Annotated in this window: 17 protein-coding genes; 14 read left to right on the top strand and 3 right to left on the bottom strand. The window is 66.2% G+C overall.

From position 1 onward, the window contains the following. Positions 1–722: type I glyceraldehyde-3-phosphate dehydrogenase (locus tag Ga0609869_RS18010; RefSeq protein WP_369022881.1), on the top strand; the 722-nt coding region annotated here is incomplete at its 5' end. Between the two features lie 141 nt (positions 723–863). Here the strand turns inward: Ga0609869_RS18010 and coaD are convergent. Both coaD and Ga0609869_RS18000 read right to left on the bottom strand, forming a co-directional pair. After that, on the bottom strand, positions 864–1,355 hold the full coding sequence (coaD, locus tag Ga0609869_RS18005) for a pantetheine-phosphate adenylyltransferase (protein WP_125403382.1): 492 nt from the start codon (positions 1,353–1,355) through the stop codon (positions 864–866). Between the two features lie 72 nt (positions 1,356–1,427). Further along, positions 1,428–1,862 carry a CBS domain-containing protein gene (locus tag Ga0609869_RS18000; RefSeq protein WP_125403381.1) on the bottom strand — a complete coding sequence of 145 codons (435 nt, stop codon included), beginning with the start codon at positions 1,860–1,862 and terminating at the stop codon, positions 1,428–1,430. 178 nt (positions 1,863–2,040) lie between these two features. Between Ga0609869_RS18000 and Ga0609869_RS17995 the strand changes: the two genes are divergently transcribed. The 11 genes from Ga0609869_RS17995 (at position 2,041) to Ga0609869_RS17945 (ending at position 11,132) form a co-directional block, all read left to right on the top strand. Next, on the top strand, positions 2,041–3,540 hold the full coding sequence (locus Ga0609869_RS17995; protein ID WP_125403380.1) for a CoA-acylating methylmalonate-semialdehyde dehydrogenase: 1,500 nt from the start codon (positions 2,041–2,043) through the stop codon (positions 3,538–3,540). Positions 3,541–3,950: 410 nt separating this feature from the next. After that, a complete protein-coding gene (locus Ga0609869_RS17990) occupies positions 3,951–4,496 on the top strand; it encodes a VPLPA-CTERM sorting domain-containing protein (RefSeq protein ID WP_125403379.1) in 546 nt (181 codons plus the stop codon). 125 nt (positions 4,497–4,621) lie between these two features. Beyond that, complete coding sequence (locus tag Ga0609869_RS17985) at positions 4,622–5,056, top strand: hypothetical protein (RefSeq protein ID WP_125403378.1); 435 nt, start codon at positions 4,622–4,624, stop codon at positions 5,054–5,056. Between the two features lie 138 nt (positions 5,057–5,194). Beyond that, positions 5,195–6,325: a carboxylate-amine ligase gene (locus Ga0609869_RS17980; RefSeq protein ID WP_125403377.1), complete on the top strand. Its 1,131-nt coding sequence runs from the start codon at positions 5,195–5,197 to the stop codon at positions 6,323–6,325. 70 nt (positions 6,326–6,395) lie between these two features. Continuing rightward, positions 6,396–7,541, top strand: a complete 1,146-nt coding sequence (locus tag Ga0609869_RS17975; protein ID WP_125403376.1) for an acyl-CoA dehydrogenase family protein — start codon at positions 6,396–6,398, stop codon at positions 7,539–7,541. Beyond that, entirely contained in the window at positions 7,538–8,581 is a 1,044-nt protein-coding gene (locus tag Ga0609869_RS17970; RefSeq protein WP_125403375.1) for an enoyl-CoA hydratase/isomerase family protein, read from the top strand. Before Ga0609869_RS17975 ends, Ga0609869_RS17970 begins: the two co-directional genes overlap by 4 nt. A gap of 3 nt (positions 8,582–8,584) precedes the next feature. Then, complete coding sequence (mmsB, locus tag Ga0609869_RS17965; RefSeq protein ID WP_125403374.1) at positions 8,585–9,457, top strand: 3-hydroxyisobutyrate dehydrogenase; 873 nt, start codon at positions 8,585–8,587, stop codon at positions 9,455–9,457. Then, positions 9,454–10,113, top strand: coding sequence for a Crp/Fnr family transcriptional regulator (locus tag Ga0609869_RS17960; protein ID WP_125403373.1), 660 nt, complete (start codon positions 9,454–9,456; stop codon positions 10,111–10,113). Before mmsB ends, Ga0609869_RS17960 begins: the two co-directional genes overlap by 4 nt. Positions 10,114–10,200: 87 nt before the next feature. After that, entirely contained in the window at positions 10,201–10,395 is a 195-nt protein-coding gene (locus Ga0609869_RS17955; protein WP_125403372.1) for a YgaP family membrane protein, read from the top strand. 113 nt (positions 10,396–10,508) lie between these two features. Beyond that, positions 10,509–10,712, top strand: coding sequence for a YgaP family membrane protein (locus tag Ga0609869_RS17950; RefSeq protein ID WP_125403371.1), 204 nt, complete (start codon positions 10,509–10,511; stop codon positions 10,710–10,712). A gap of 90 nt (positions 10,713–10,802) precedes the next feature. Continuing rightward, a complete protein-coding gene (locus tag Ga0609869_RS17945) occupies positions 10,803–11,132 on the top strand; it encodes an excinuclease ABC subunit A (RefSeq protein ID WP_125403370.1) in 330 nt (109 codons plus the stop codon). A 49-nt stretch (positions 11,133–11,181) separates the two neighbouring features. Here the strand turns inward: Ga0609869_RS17945 and uvrA are convergent, their stop codons facing one another. Further along, on the bottom strand, positions 11,182–14,040 hold the full coding sequence (gene uvrA / locus Ga0609869_RS17940; protein WP_125403369.1) for an excinuclease ABC subunit UvrA: 2,859 nt from the start codon (positions 14,038–14,040) through the stop codon (positions 11,182–11,184). Positions 14,041–14,210: 170 nt separating this feature from the next. Here uvrA and Ga0609869_RS17935 point away from each other — a divergent pair, with 170 nt between their 5' ends. Together Ga0609869_RS17935 and Ga0609869_RS17930 are read left to right on the top strand one after the other, a co-directional pair. Further along, complete coding sequence (locus tag Ga0609869_RS17935; protein ID WP_245972100.1) at positions 14,211–14,582, top strand: rhodanese-like domain-containing protein; 372 nt, start codon at positions 14,211–14,213, stop codon at positions 14,580–14,582. 22 nt (positions 14,583–14,604) lie between these two features. Further along, positions 14,605–14,967, top strand: coding sequence for a rhodanese-like domain-containing protein (locus Ga0609869_RS17930; RefSeq protein ID WP_125403368.1), 363 nt, complete (start codon positions 14,605–14,607; stop codon positions 14,965–14,967). The last annotated feature ends 57 nt before the right edge of the window (positions 14,968–15,024 follow it).

The raw sequence follows: 15,024 nt of genomic DNA, 5'->3' as shown, positions 1-15,024 counted from the left end.
TGGAATGCACCGGCATCTTCACCGACCGCGACAAGGCCGCCATGCACCTGGAAAACGGCTCCAGGCGCGTGCTGATCTCCGCCCCCGGCGCCGGCGCCGACAAGACCATCGTCTACGGCGTCAACCACGAAACGCTGACCGCCAGCGACACCGTCGTCTCCAACGCCTCCTGCACCACCAACTGCCTCAGCCCCGTCGCCAAGGCGCTCAACGACGCCATCGGCATCAATCGCGGCTTCATGACCACGATCCACAGCTATACCGGCGACCAGCCCACGCTCGACACCATGCACAAGGATCTCTACCGCGCCCGCGCCGCGGCGATGAGCATGATCCCCACCTCCACCGGCGCCGCCAAGGCCGTCGGCCTGGTGCTGCCCGAACTCAACGGCAAGCTCGACGGCGTCGCCATCCGCGTGCCCACCCCCAACGTCTCGGTCGTCGACCTGGTCTTCGAGGCCGGCCGCGCCACCACCGTCGAAGAGGTCAACGCCGCCATCAAGGCCGCCGCCGACGGCCCGATGAAGGGCGTGCTGGGCTATACCGAGGAAAAGCTCGTCTCCTCCGACTTCAACCACGACCCCCATTCCTCGGTCTTCCACATGGACCAGACCAAGGTCATGGACGGCAACATGGTCCGCATCCTGACATGGTACGACAACGAATGGGGCTTCTCGAGCCGCATGTCCGATACCGCCGTCGCAATGGGCGCGCTGATCTGAGGCGCATGGCAGGGGCGCGGCCCACGCCGCCCCCGCTTCTTCTTGGTTGAAATACCCCCGCCGGAGGCATTGCGCGGCCCTGCAAGGGCCGCGCCTGGCAAAAGGCGCGCGCCGCAGGCGCTCAATTCGGCAAGCCGCCGCTCAGGCGAATTTCGCGACGAGCTTCTCGCGCACCGGCGGCGTGACGAAACTCGATACATCGCCGCCCAGCCGCGCGATCTCCTTGACCAGCTTCGAAGCGATGGCCTGGCGCCGGGCATCGGCCATCAGAAACACCGTCTCGATCGAGGCGTCGAGCGCCCGGTTCATGCCCACCATCTGGAACTCGTACTCGAAATCGGTCACCGCGCGCAGGCCGCGCACGATCATGGTGGCGCCCACGTCTCGGGCGCAGTCGATCAGAAGGTTTTCGAACGGGTATACCACGATCTCCGTACCGTGGCCGGCACTGAGCCCCGCGCATTCGGCCTCCAGCATTTCCACCCGTTCCTCGAGCGAAAACAGCGGGCTCTTGTCGCGGTTGATCGCGACGCCGATCACCAGGCGGTCGACCAGCGCGCATGCACGGGTGATGATGTCGATATGGCCCAGCGTCACCGGGTCGAACGTGCCGGGGTAAAGACCGATGCGCATGGGCGCGCCTCCGTTGCTGCCATTCAGGGCACGCAACAATATTGCGCTCGGTTTTGCAAGTGCAGCATGGGCTCAGTAGCCCATGATCATTCCCTGAAGCGCGTCCTTTTCCATCGACAGCTCCGACAGCCGCGCCTTGACCACGTCGCCGATCGAGATCAGCCCCACCATGCTGCCGTCGCGCATCACCGGCATGTGGCGGAACCGGCCGACGGTCATTTTCTGCAGCACCTGGTCGGCGCCCTCCTCGCAGCCGCAGCCGACGATCTCGCGGGTCATGATCGTCTCGACCTTCTCCGCCAGGCAATCCGGGCCGCGCCGGCCCAGCTCGCGCACGATATCGCGTTCCGAGACGATGCCCTCCACGGCACACCCGTCGGGCGAGACCACGACCGAGCCGATGCGCCGCTCGGACAACAGCTTCGCCGCCTCGGCCACCGAGCATCCGGGGGCGATGGTGACCACCCGTTCCTCGGCCTTGGATTTCAGGATCTGGTGCACTTGCATGAAAGACCTCCCCTTCTTTCGACATGGCAATGAACAAGCCTCGCTCCGAGTGCGACAACCTGTCAAGCACGGGCTGAAGAAACACTTTGGGCACGCTGGGGAATTCGGTGTGAAAAGGCGGCTTTCCGCCCCCGAATCCCGCCGTTATGCTGCGCGCCAAACCAGACGGGAGGATACCATGGAAGAGCTGTCGCATTTCATCAACGGCCAGCGCGTGGCGGGCACATCGGGACGTTTTGCCGATGTCTACAATCCGGCGCTCGGCGAGGTTCAGTCCAAGGTGCCGCTGGCCAGCAAGGCCGAGCTGGACGCCGCGGTGGCCGCCGCCGCCGAGGCCCAGCCCGCCTGGGGCGCCACCAACCCCCAGCGCCGGGCGCGGGTGATGATGGAATTCGTCCGCCTGCTCAACCGCGACATGGACAAGCTGGCCGAGGCGCTGAGCGCGGAACACGGCAAGACCCTGCCCGACGCCAAGGGCGACGTGCAGCGCGGCCTGGAGGTGATCGAGTTCTGCATCGGCGCGCCGCACCTGCTGAAGGGCGAGTTCACCGACGGCGCGGGCCCCGGCATCGACATGTACTCGATGCGCCAGCCGCTGGGGGTCGTCGCCGGCATCACGCCGTTCAACTTCCCCGCCATGATCCCGATGTGGAAGATGGGCCCGGCGCTGGCCTGCGGCAACGCCTTCATCCTCAAGCCGTCCGAGCGCGACCCCTCGGTGCCGCTGATGCTGGCCGAGCTGATGCAGGAGGCCGGGCTGCCCGACGGCGTGCTTCAGGTCGTCAACGGCGACAAGGAGGCGGTGGACGCAATCCTCGACAACCCGACGATCCAGGCCATCGGCTTTGTCGGCTCGACCCCCATCGCCGAATACATCTACGGCCGCGGCTGTTCCAACGGCAAGCGCGTGCAATGCTTCGGCGGCGCCAAGAACCACATGATCGTGATGCCCGACGCCGATATGGATCAGGCCGCCGACGCGCTGGTGGGCGCGGGCTACGGCGCGGCGGGCGAGCGCTGCATGGCGATTTCGGTGGCCGTGCCGGTGGGCGACGAAACCGCCGACCGGCTGATCGAAAAGCTGGTGCCGCGCGTCGAGAAGCTCAAGGTCGGCCCCTATACCGCCGGCGCGGATGTCGATTACGGCCCGCTGGTGACCGGCGCGGCCAAGGAGCGCGTACTGGGGCTGATCGGCTCGGGCGTCGAGCAGGGCGCCGATCTGGTGGTCGACGGGCGCGATTTTGCGCTTCAGGGCTACGAAAGCGGCTTTTTCCTGGGCCCGAGCCTCTTTGACAAGGTCACCACCGACATGGAGATCTACCGCCAGGAGATCTTCGGGCCGGTGCTGTCCACCGTCCGCGCCAAAAGCTATGACGAGGCGCTGGGTTACGCGATGGACAACGAATACGGCAACGGCACCGCGATCTTCACCCGCGATGGCGACACCGCGCGCGACTTTGCCAGCCGGATCAATATCGGCATGATCGGCATCAACGTGCCGATCCCGGTGCCGCTGGCCTATCACACCTTTGGCGGGTGGAAGAAATCGGGCTTCGGCGACCTCAACCAGCACGGCCCGGACGCTTTCCGCTTTTACACCAGGACCAAGACGGTCACCTCGCGCTGGCCGAGCGGTTTGAAAGAGGGCGGAGAGTTCCACTTCAAGCAGATGGACTGACGCCCCGGCGCAGAGATGACAAAGCCCCGGCCGGCGCGCCGGGGCTTTCCTTTTCCGCCGCGGGCTGATGCGGTCACGCCGCGCGGGGTGTACGCCCCATTTTCGACACAAACCGAGGCCTCTTCTCTGGGGGACATTCCTCGTGTGTTGTTTCCGTATCGGACACAATGATCGACGCCTGGCGGCACTGGGCAGGATTCGGAAATCGAGGTCGGCGGATTCGAGGGTATTTCGGCCCGTTTCGGCCGGCCAAGCATGCGAAACATTGCCACGCTTGATGAAAACAGGCATAATTGCGGCAGTGGGATGTCGAATTTTCGACCCCATGGCCGGCGGCATGAATGGCTATTGGGCCCGGTAGATCCCGCATCGGCACGAAAACAGAAATTGTAACTCGGAAGGCATTGAAAATGTTTAGCAAGTTTCATGTTTTGGCCGCGAGCGCAGCCTTGGCGCTGAGCGCCGGCGGCGCGCAGGCGCTGACGGTCACGACCTTGGACGGTGACGAATGCGCCGGAACGAATTTCCAGGCCTGCGAAGTGGGTGGATCGCCGACCATCATCAAGTTCACGGCCGGACTTGAGGTCGACGAGATCAACGATATGTTCGCCAGCTCCGTCACCGGCGGAGAGTTTACCTTCGACATCACCGAGACGAACGATGATGACGAAATCCTGAGCATGGTCTGGTCCTACACCCCGGGCCCCGGCGATCCGGCGGTCACCGCCGTCGCCGTCAAGGCCGGCTCGCTCTACAACCTCTACACCGACCTCACGCTTGCCGAGGGGTTGGGCTTCGAGGTGACGGTGCCCGCCACCCAAGCGCTGTCGCACATCACCTTCTTCGACACCGACGGCGTGAACGGTGAAATCCCGCTCCCGGCCGGCCTGCCGCTTATTCTCAGCGGGCTTGGCGCGCTGGGCCTGACGCGCCTGATCAAGCGGAAATCCGCCTGAACGCCAAGCGTCAAGATGCTGAAACCGGTGCAAGGCGCCCCTGCCCTTGGGGCGCCTAACTTTTGTCCCTCTCTTCTCGCATGAAACGCACTGTCCTGGGTGCGTAAACAATTGGCGAGAGGCAGATGATCAGACGACATCTTTTCGAGGGGCCGTTACATGGCCCGCTCTCCGACCTTCTTCCCCCGGAATTCGACCCGCAAGAGGTCGCGCGGTTCTTTGCCCCGTCTCAGGATGACGGGCCCGATCAAGACACCGCCGGCGAGGCGGGCCGCTTCGATGGCGGCGGCGCCAAGCCCGGCCAGGGCAACGACCGCAACGCTGACGCGGGCGAAACGACCGGCACCGCCGCGGCTGACGCGTTGTCCGATGTCGGCGTGCCGGCCGAGACCGATGGCGCCGACGGCACCGCCGGCGTGCATTGGCACGACACCACCTTCCGGCACGAAATCATGACCGGGACGCTGAATGCCAGCAATACCGCTTCGGACATCACCGTCGCCGCGCTGGAAGACACGGGATCTGAGACGGTCTATCCCGACAGCTTCGTCTTTGCCTGATCGGCCGACGCCCGCCAAGCGCCACCCCGGCCGCACCCCGTGCCGCCGTGGCGTTTGCGTGCGAGAGCGCCCAAAGGCTTGAAAATCCCCGCCGATTGAAACAGCGTCGTCGGGATGACCCGTGCCAAGGGGGCGCCGATGACCAAAGAACCCGATTTTACCATCGGCATCGAGGAGGAATACCTGCTCGTCGATCTCGACACCTGCGCGCTGGCCGAGGCGCCCGAGGCGCTGATGCAGGCCTGTGTCGACGATCTGGGCGACCAGGTCACGCCGGAATTCCTGCAATGCCAGATCGAGGTCGGCACGCGGGTCTGCGCCACCATCGGCGAGGCGCGCGAAGACCTGCGCCGGCTGCGCGCCACCGTGGCGAAACACGCGCACAGCCATGGGCTGGCGCCCATCGCGGTGTCGTGCCACCCGGTGGCCGACTGGAAGCAGCAGCACCACACCGACAAGGACCGCTACAACGATCTTGAAAAGGCGCTGGCGGGCGTGGCGCGGCGGATGCTGATCTGCGGGATGCATGTCCATGTCGGCGTGCCCGACCGCGACCAGCGCATCGACCTGATGGCGCAGATGTCCTATTTCCTGCCGCACCTGCTGGCGATGTCCACCTCGTCGCCGTTCTGGCAGGGGGTGGATACGGGGCTGGCGTCTTACCGGCTGACGGTGTTCGACAACCTGCCCCGCACCGGCCTGCCGCCGCGTTTCGAAAGCTGGTCGGACTACGAACGCTCGGTGGGCGCGCTGATCAATCTCAACCTGATCGAGGACGCCACCAAGATCTGGTGGGATTTGCGCCCCTCGGTGCGCTTTCCGACGCTGGAAAGCCGCATCTGCGATGTCTCGCCCCGGCTGGAACACACGCTGTCCATCGCCGCGCTGACCCAGTGCCTGACGCGGATGCTGTGGCGGCTGGCGCGGCTGAACCAGCGCTGGCGGGTCTACGAACGCTTCCTCGTGGGCGAGAACCGCTGGCGTGCCCAGCGCTACGGCGTGAACGAGGGACTGATCGATTTCGGCCGCAAGGAACTCGTCCCCTTCGGCGACCTGCTGGAAGAGATGATCGGGCTGGTCGAATCCGACGCCGCCGTGCTGGGCTGCTTGGCCGAGGTGCAAAACGCCCATGACGTGATCGCCCAAGGCACCAGCGCCGACCGCCAGCGCACGGTTCACAAGGCGGCGCTGGAGTCGGGCAAGAACGCCGATGGCGCGGTCGAGGCGGTGATCCGTATGCTGGTCGAGGAATACAACGCCGATCTCTGAGTGCACTTGCAATCCGGTGCCTGGCTCTGCCACATGAACGGGCGTTCAATAAACGCAGGGAGGAGACGCCATGGATTTCGCACTGAGCGAGGAACAAGAGGCCATTTTCGACATGGCCCGCGCCTTCGGGGCCGAGCATATCGCGCCCCACGCGCTGGAATGGGAAAAGGCCGGAACGATCCCCAAGGAGCTGTGGCCGAAGCTGGCCGAGCTGGGCTTTGCCGGGCTTTACGTCAGCGAAGACTCGGGCGGCACCGGGCTGGGGCGGCTCGATGCGACGCTGGTCTTCGAGGCACTGTCGATGGCCTGCCCCTCGGTCGCGGCCTTCCTGTCGATCCACAACATGTGCGCCAAGATGCTCGATGCCTTCGGCACCGACGACCAGAAGGCGCGGTTCCTCGCCCCGGCGCTCAGCATGGAGACGGTGTTTTCCTATTGCCTGACCGAACCCGGCTCGGGCTCGGACGCCGCCGCGCTCAAGTCCAGAGCGACGCGCACCAACGAGGGCTACAGCCTGACAGGCACCAAGGCGTTCATCTCCGGCGGCGGCTATTCCGACGCCTATATCGTGATGGCCCGCACCGGCGAAGACGGGGCGCGCGGCATTTCCTCGGTCATCGTCGAGGATGGCGCGCCGGGGCTTTCCTTCGGCGGGCTGGAAGACAAGATGGGCTGGCGCGCCCAGCCCACGCGGCAGGTGCAGTTCGACGACTGCCCGGTGCCTGCCGAAAACCTTTTGGGCGAAGAGGGCAACGGGTTCAGATACGCGATGATGGGGCTCGACGGCGGGCGGCTGAACATCGCGGCCTGTAGCCTGGGCGCCGCCCAGGCCGCGCTGGACGCGACACTGGCCTATATGGGCGAGCGCAAGGCCTTCGGCCGGCCCATCGACCAGTTCCAGGCGCTGCAATTCCGGCTGGCCGACATGGAAATCGAGCTTCAGGCCGCGCGCATCTTCCTGCGCCAGGCGGCGTGGAAACTGGACGCCGGCGCGCCCGACGCCACGAGGTTTTGCGCGATGGCCAAGAAATTCGTCACCGAGGCCGGCAGCCGGGTGGCCGACCAGTGCCTGCAACTTCATGGCGGCTATGGCTACCTCGCCGACTACGGTATCGAGAAGATCGTACGCGACCTGCGGGTGCACCAGATCCTGGAAGGCACGAACGAGATCATGCGCCTGATCGTGGCGCGCCAGATGCTGGAGGCACGGGGGTGAGCGGCGACATCCACATCCGCATCGAGGGACGCGCGGGGCGGATCACGCTGAACCGGCCCAAGGCGCTGAACGCGCTGAGCTACGAGATGTGCCTGGAGATCGAACAGGCGCTGGACAGTTGGGCGGGCGACCCGGCCGTCGCGCTGGTGCTGATCGACGCGGCGGGCGACAAGGCGTTCTGCGCCGGCGGCGACATCGCGCTGATGTACGAGACAGGCAGCAAGGGCGATTACGGCTTTGGCCAGAAATTCTGGCGCGACGAGTACCGGATGAACGCCAAGATCGCACTCTACCCCAAGCCCGTGGTCAGCCTGATGCAGGGCTTTACCATGGGCGGCGGCGTCGGCGTGGGCTGCCACGGCTCGCACCGGGTGGTTGGCGACAGCTCTCAGATGGCGATGCCGGAATGCGCCATCGGGCTGGTGCCGGATGTCGGCGGCTCTGCGCTGCTTGCGCGGGCGCCGGGGCGGCTGGGGGTCTATCTGGGCGTGACCGGGCGGCGCATGGGGCCGGGCGATGCGATCTACGCGGGCTTTGCCGATTTCCATGTTCCCGAGGGCCGGTGGCCCGCGCTTGTAGACCGGCTTTGCGCGGCGGGCGATGTGCGCGCGGTCGAGCACGCCGCCGACACCCCCCCCGAGGGCGCCCTGCCCGGCCTGCAGGCCGAGATCGACGCGGGCTTTGCCGGCGCGACGATGGCCGAGATCGCCGGCGCGCTCAGCGCCGCGCAGACCGATTTCGCCGCCGACACGCTAAAGCGGATCGCGCGCAACAGCCCGCTGTCCATGGCCTGTACCGTCGAAATCCAGAACCGGCTGGGCCCCGGCGCCGACATCCGCGCCGCGCTGACGCTGGAATATCGCTTTACCCATCGCGCGCCCGAGCATTCGGATTTTCTCGAAGGCATCCGGGCCGCGATCATCGACAAGGACAAGTCCCCCGCATGGCGCCACGACGGCGTCGGGACCGTGCCGCCCGAGGCGGTGGCCGCAATGCTGGCGCCGCTAGGGGATGACGAGCTGAAGCTGGAGGAGGGATAGACCATGAAGATAGGATTCATCGGGTTGGGGAACATGGGCGCGCCGATGGCGGCCAATCTGGTTGCGGCGGGGCACGAGGTGACCGGGTTCGACCTGGCCGCCCCCTGCCCCGACGGCGTGGCCAAGGCCACGAGCGCCGCCGCGGCGGCCGAGGGGCAGGAGGTGGTCATCACCATGCTGCCCAACGGCGATATCCTGCGCGCGGTCGCCGGCGAGGTGCTGCCCGCGATGGCAAAGGGCAGCGTTCTGCTGGATTGTTCGACCGTCGATGTCGACAGCGCCCGCGCCGTGGCGGACCAGGCCGCCGAAACCGGCGTGCTGGCGGTCGATGCGCCGGTTTCGGGCGGGGTCGGCGGGGCCACCGCCGGCACGCTGACCTTCATGGCGGGCGGGCCGGACGCGGCCTTCGGCAAGGTCAAACCGCTTTTCGACGTGATGGGGCAAAAGGCGGTGCATTGCGGGCCCTCGGGCAACGGGCAGGCCGCCAAGATCTGCAACAACATGATCCTCGGTGTCACCATGATCGCCACATGCGAGGCCTTCGCGCTGGCCGACAAGCTGGGGCTCGACCGCCAGGCCATGTTCGACGTCGTCTCGACCTCGTCGGGACAGAGCTGGTCGATGAACACCTACTGCCCCGCCCCCGGTATCGGCCCGCAAAGCCCCGCCGACAACGGCTACAAACCCGGCTTTGCCGCCGACTTGATGCTCAAGGACCTGCGCCTTTCCCAGCAGGCCGCCGAAGCGGCGGATGCCGACACGCCCATGGGCGCCCGCGCGGCCGAGCTTTACGCCACATTCGTCGAGCAGGAGGGCGGCACCGGCCGCGATTTCTCGGCCATGCTGCCCCGGTTCGAAAAACGCGGCCGCGCGTGAGCTGGATCGCCCGCACCAAGGGGCTGGAGGGGATCGAGCCGGGCAGCGCCGCCCGGCTGCGCGCCCTGCCCGTCCAGCGCCTGCCCAAGGGGCAGGTTCTGTTCTGCCCCGGCGAGGCGGCGCGCGGCTTTACCGTCTTGATGTCGGGCCGGGTCGAGGTGTTCCTGACCGGCTCGACAGGGCGCGAGATCTTGCTCTACGCGATCGAGCCGGGGCAGTCCTGCGTGCAATCCACCCTCGGCCTTTTGGGCGGCGAGGATTACACCGGCGAGGCGGTGACCGCGACCGACTGCGAGGCCGTTTTGATACCGCGCGAGACGTTCCTGAACCTGATGGATATCTCGCCGGTCTTCCGCCGCTTCGTCTTCGGCGCCTTTGCCACGCGGATGCAGTCCATCATGGCGCTGCTCGAACGCGTCGCCTTTCAAAGGGTCGAAAGCCGGCTGGCCGCCGACCTGCTGGCCCGGGCGCAGGGCGGCAGCGTGCGCGCCACCCATCAGGAGATCGCCACCCGTATCGGCACCGCGCGCGAGGTGGTCTCGCGCCGGCTGGACGCGCTGGCCAAGGCCGGGCTGGTGCGGCTCGACCGCGGGGTCGTGACCATCGCCGACGCCGACGGGCTGGCGCATCTCGCCGCAGTCGACGGCGCTTCGTGACCAAGTCACAGACCGCAGATCGCCCTGTCGTCATTCTCCGCCCACATCGCCCGAAGGACTCGGGCGACCTTTCAACGGAGAATTCCCATGTTTGAGAAAAACGTCGGCGGTATGGACCGCACCGCCCGCATCGCCCTCGGCGCCGCAATGCTGCTGATCTGGGCGTTTCTGTCCGACCCGAGCCCGTGGTGGCTGATCGGCATCGTGCCGCTGGTGACCGGCCTGATGTCGACCTGCCCGCTTTACAACTTCATCGGGATGAACACCTGCGCGAAAGAGTGACATTTGCAGCCGGGGCGGACGTGACGGAACCGCTTTCAGTCCCCATATTGGCATCACGGCCAAATCAACCGGCCCTGGCGCAAGTCCGGGCCAACAGCAATCGGAGGCATGACATGTTTGCGAAAAACGTAGGCAGCATCGACCGCATCGCCCGTATCGTTCTGGGCATCGCCCTGATCGCCGGATTCTACCTCAACGACGGCGACTCGGCCTGGCGGTATCTCTACTGGATCGGGCTGGTTCCGCTGATCACGGGGCTTTTCTCGACCTGCCCGCTTTATTCGGTCGTCGGGATGAACACCTGCAAGAAGGCCTGAGGCCCGGCAAGGAGTCGCCGAGCGCGGGACAGGGCGGAACCCTGCCCCGCGGCATCCGGTTATAGTCTGGAAAAGGAAAGGAATCCGGATATGCGATCTCTTGCGATCATTACCCTTGCGGCGCTCGCCGTGGCCCCTGCCGGGGCCGGGGCCGCGCCCAAGGCCTGCCCGCCGGGGCTGGCCAAGAAAAGCCCGGCCTGCATTCCGCCGGGCCAGGCGCGCCACTACGGCCCCGAGGCGCGCCCCTATGTCGGCCAGCGGATCACCGGCGATTACCGCCGCCTGACCGATCCGCGCCGCTACGGGCTCGACCCGCGGCGGACCTATTTCGTCCGTGGGGACGGGCGCGTTGTCCGGGTCGACCCCGAAACGCAGGAGATCCTCGACCTGATCGGGGCGATCCACGCGATAATCGACTAGGCGGGGCGAGCCGTTGGCCGGGCGCGGCCGCACCTGGTCGACGGACAGCTTATTCCGCGGCCACCTTGCGCGGGCCAAGCATGTCCTTGAGATAACGCCCGGTATGGCTGCGCTCGACGGCGGCAACCTCTTCGGGGGTGCCTTCGGCGACGATTTCGCCGCCGCCGTCGCCGCCCTCCGGGCCGATATCGACGATCCAGTCGGCAGTCTTGATGACGTCGAGATTGTGCTCGATCACCACCACCGTGTTGCCCTGCTCGACCAGCTGGTGCAGAACTTCCAGCAGCTTTTTCACATCCTCGAAATGCAGCCCCGTGGTGGGCTCGTCGAGGATGTAGAGGGTTCGGCCCGTCGCGCGTTTGCTGAGCTCTTTCGATAGCTTGACCCGCTGCGCCTCGCCGCCCGACAGCGTGGTCGCCTGCTGGCCGACCTTGATATAGCCCAGGCCCACGCGCACCAGCGCGTCCATCTTTTCGCGGATCGCCGGCACCGCTTTGAAAAACGTCTGCGCGTCTTCGACCGTCATATCAAGAACGTCGGCGATGCTCTTGCCCTTGAACCTGATTTCCAGCGTCTCGCGGTTGTAGCGCGCGCCGCCGCAGGTCTCGCAGGTGACATAGACATCGGGCAGGAAATGCATCTCGATCTTGATCACCCCGTCGCCCTGGCACGCCTCGCAGCGCCCGCCCTTGACGTTGAAGCTGAAGCGCCCGGGCTTGTAGCCGCGCGCCTTGGCCTCGGGCAGCCCCGCGAACCAGTCGCGGATGGGTGTGAAGGCGCCGGTATAGGTCGCCGGGTTCGACCGGGGGGTGCGCCCGATGGGCCGCTGGTCGATGTCGATCACCTTGTCGAGATGCTCCAGCCCCTTGATCGTCTCGCAGGGCGCGGGCGTCTGGCGCGCACCGTTGAGCCGCATCGAGGCGGCCTTGAACAGCGTCTCGATGGTCAGCGTCGACTTGCCCCCGCCCGACACGCCGGTGACGCAGACGAACCGGCCCAGCGGGAAATCCACCGTCACGTCTTTGAGGTTGTTGCCGGTGGCCTTGACCACGGTGACCTTCTTGCCGCTGCCCGGCCGCCGCTCGGCCGGCACCGCGATCTCGCGCGTCCCCGCAAGGTATTGCCCGGTGATCGAGGCCGCGTCGGCGGCGATCTCGGACGGGGTGCCCCGGCTGACGATCTGCCCGCCATGCACCCCGGCGCCGGGGCCGATATCCAGCACGTAATCGGCCTCGCGGATCGCCTCTTCGTCATGTTCGACGACGATCACCGAATTGCCCTGGTCGCGCAGGTTTTTCAGCGTGCCGAGCAGCCGTCCGTTATCGCGCTGGTGCAGCCCGATAGAGGGCTCGTCGAGCACGTAAAGCACGCCGGTCAGCCCGCTTCCGATCTGGCTGGCCAGCCGGATGCGCTGGCTTTCGCCGCCCGACAGCGTGCCCGCGTTGCGCGACAGGGTCAGGTAATCGAGCCCGACATTGTTGAGAAATCCCAGCCGCTCGCGGATTTCCTTGAGGATGGCGCGCGCGATCTCGTTCTTCTGCTTGCTGAGGCTCTCGGGCACGCGCTCGCACCAGCCATGGGCCTCGCGGATCGACATCTGAACGACTTCGCCGATATGCAGGCCGCCGATCTTGACCGCCAACGCCTCTTCGCGCAGACGGTGGCCGCCGCAGGTCTGGCAGGGGCGGTTGTTCTGGTAGCGTTCGAACTCTTCCCGCACCCAGCTTGAATCGGTCTCGCGATAGCGCCGCTCCATGTTGGGGATGACCCCCTCGAAGGGGCGCGTGACATTGTAGATGCGCCCGCCCTCGTCGTAGCGGAAGGGGATTTCGTCCTCGCCCGAGCCATAGAGAAACACCTGCTTTACATGCGCGGGCAGGTCTTTCCACGGCGTGTTCTTGTCGAATTCGTAATGCCGCGCGATGGCCTCGATCGTCTGGCGGAAATAGGGGGATTTGCCCTTGCGCCAGGGTGCGATGGCCCCGTCATAGACGGTCAGCGCAGCGTCCGGCACCACGAGGCGTTCGTCGAAGAAAAGCTCCACCCCCAGCCCGTCGCAATCGGGGCAGGCCCCGAAAGGCGCGTTGAAGGAAAAGAGCCGCGGCTCGATCTCGGGGATGGTGAAGCCCGAGACCGGGCAGGCGAAGTTCTCGCTGAAGGTATGGCGCTCCGGATCGCCCTCTTTCGGGGCGGTTTCCAGCACGGCAATCCCGTCGGCGAGGTCGAGCGCGGTGCGGAAACTGTCGGCCAGACGCGTCTCTAGCCCCGGTTTGACCACGATCCGGTCCACCACCACGTCGATGTCGTGGCGGAACTTCTTGTCAAGCGTCGGCGGCTCGTCGAGGTCGTGAAACGCCCCGTCGACCTTGACCCGCTGAAAGCCCTGCTTGCGCAGCTCGATGAATTCCTTGCGGTACTCGCCCTTGCGGTCGCGGATGATCGGGGCCAACAGGTAGGCGCGCACGCCCTCCTCCATCGTCATCACCCGGTCAACCATGTCCTGCACCTGCTGGGCCTCGATGGGCAGGCCGGTGGCCGGCGAATAGGGCGTGCCGGCGCGGGCGAAGAGAAGGCGCATGTAGTCGTAGATCTCGGTGACCGTGCCGACCGTCGAGCGGGGGTTTTTCGACGTTGTCTTCTGCTCGATCGAGATCGCGGGAGACAGGCCCGAGATATGGTCGACATCCGGCTTTTCCATCATGTCGAGGAACTGCCGCGCATAGGCCGAGAGGCTTTCGACATACCGGCGCTGACCCTCGGCATAGATCGTGTCGAAGGCCAGCGAGGACTTGCCCGAGCCCGACAGCCCGGTGATCACTACCAGCGCGTCGCGCGGAATGTCCACGTCGATGCCCTTGAGATTGTGCTCGCGCGCGCCGCGCACCTCGATCTGTTTCAGCTCGGCCATCAAGCCCCCCGGTTCACCGGTTAAGAGATAGTTGAGACCGCCCGAGTCTCCAACTTAAAAATGAGAACAAGTCAAGAACGCGCGGCCCTGCGGCAAGGCGTCCGGCAAAACCGCCTTCCGCTGAGGCAGGCCGCTTGTATAGTCAGCCCCACGAAACCGCGAGGGGCGCCGTGGCGATATTCGAGCTGATCCGCAGGATCTTTCCACCGGTGGAACGGATTGCCGGACCCGACGCCGTGATGCGCGCCGAGGCGGGCGAGTTGACGCTGCTCGACATCCGCTCGGATATCGAGGTGGAGCGCAGCGGCAAGGCCAACGGCGCCGTCCATATCCCGGTGCGCTTTCTGCGCGCGAAAGCCGACCCCAAAAACCCCAAATGCCATCCGGGCCTCAAGCCGGACGTGCCCGTGGCGATCTATTGCGCCAGCGGCAGCCGCTCGGTCTTTGCCGGGCGGATTTTGATGAAGATGGGCTACGCGCGGGTCTACAACCTGGGCTCGCTCAACGACTGGCAGCGCGCCGGCGGCCGCTGCGAACGTTAGCCCTGTCACAAGGAGACCGATCATGGACCTTCTGGAACGCCTCTTCCCCACCGTCGCCCAGATCGACGGCAAGACGGCGGTCAGCCGCCATGCCAACGGCGAGGTGCTGATGCTGGACGTGCGCAAGCCGCACGAGATCAAGCGCGGCGGCGCAGTGCCGGGTGCGGTGCATGTGCCGCTGGAATTCATCCGCCACGCGGCCAACCCCAATAGCCCCCATTACTCGCCCAAACTGACCCGCGAAATGCCGGTGGTGGTGTTCTGCCATCTCGGCGACATCTCCGCCCGGGCGGCGCGAATGCTGATGAAGATGGGCTATTCCGACGTGATGGAACTGGGCGTGTTCCGCAACTGGCTGGAGGCCGGCGGACCGGTCGTGAAATAGGACGCTCGGCGAAAGCGGTTGTTCCGGCCCTGCCTGCGACGGCGCGCCACCCGGCGG

The organism is Rhodovulum iodosum (assembly GCF_041020385.1).
Taxonomy (GTDB): Bacteria; Pseudomonadota; Alphaproteobacteria; order Rhodobacterales; family Rhodobacteraceae; genus Rhodovulum; species Rhodovulum iodosum.
The sequence above is the reverse complement of the archived record's forward strand: the minus strand, read 5'-3'. Positions and strand labels throughout refer to the sequence as shown.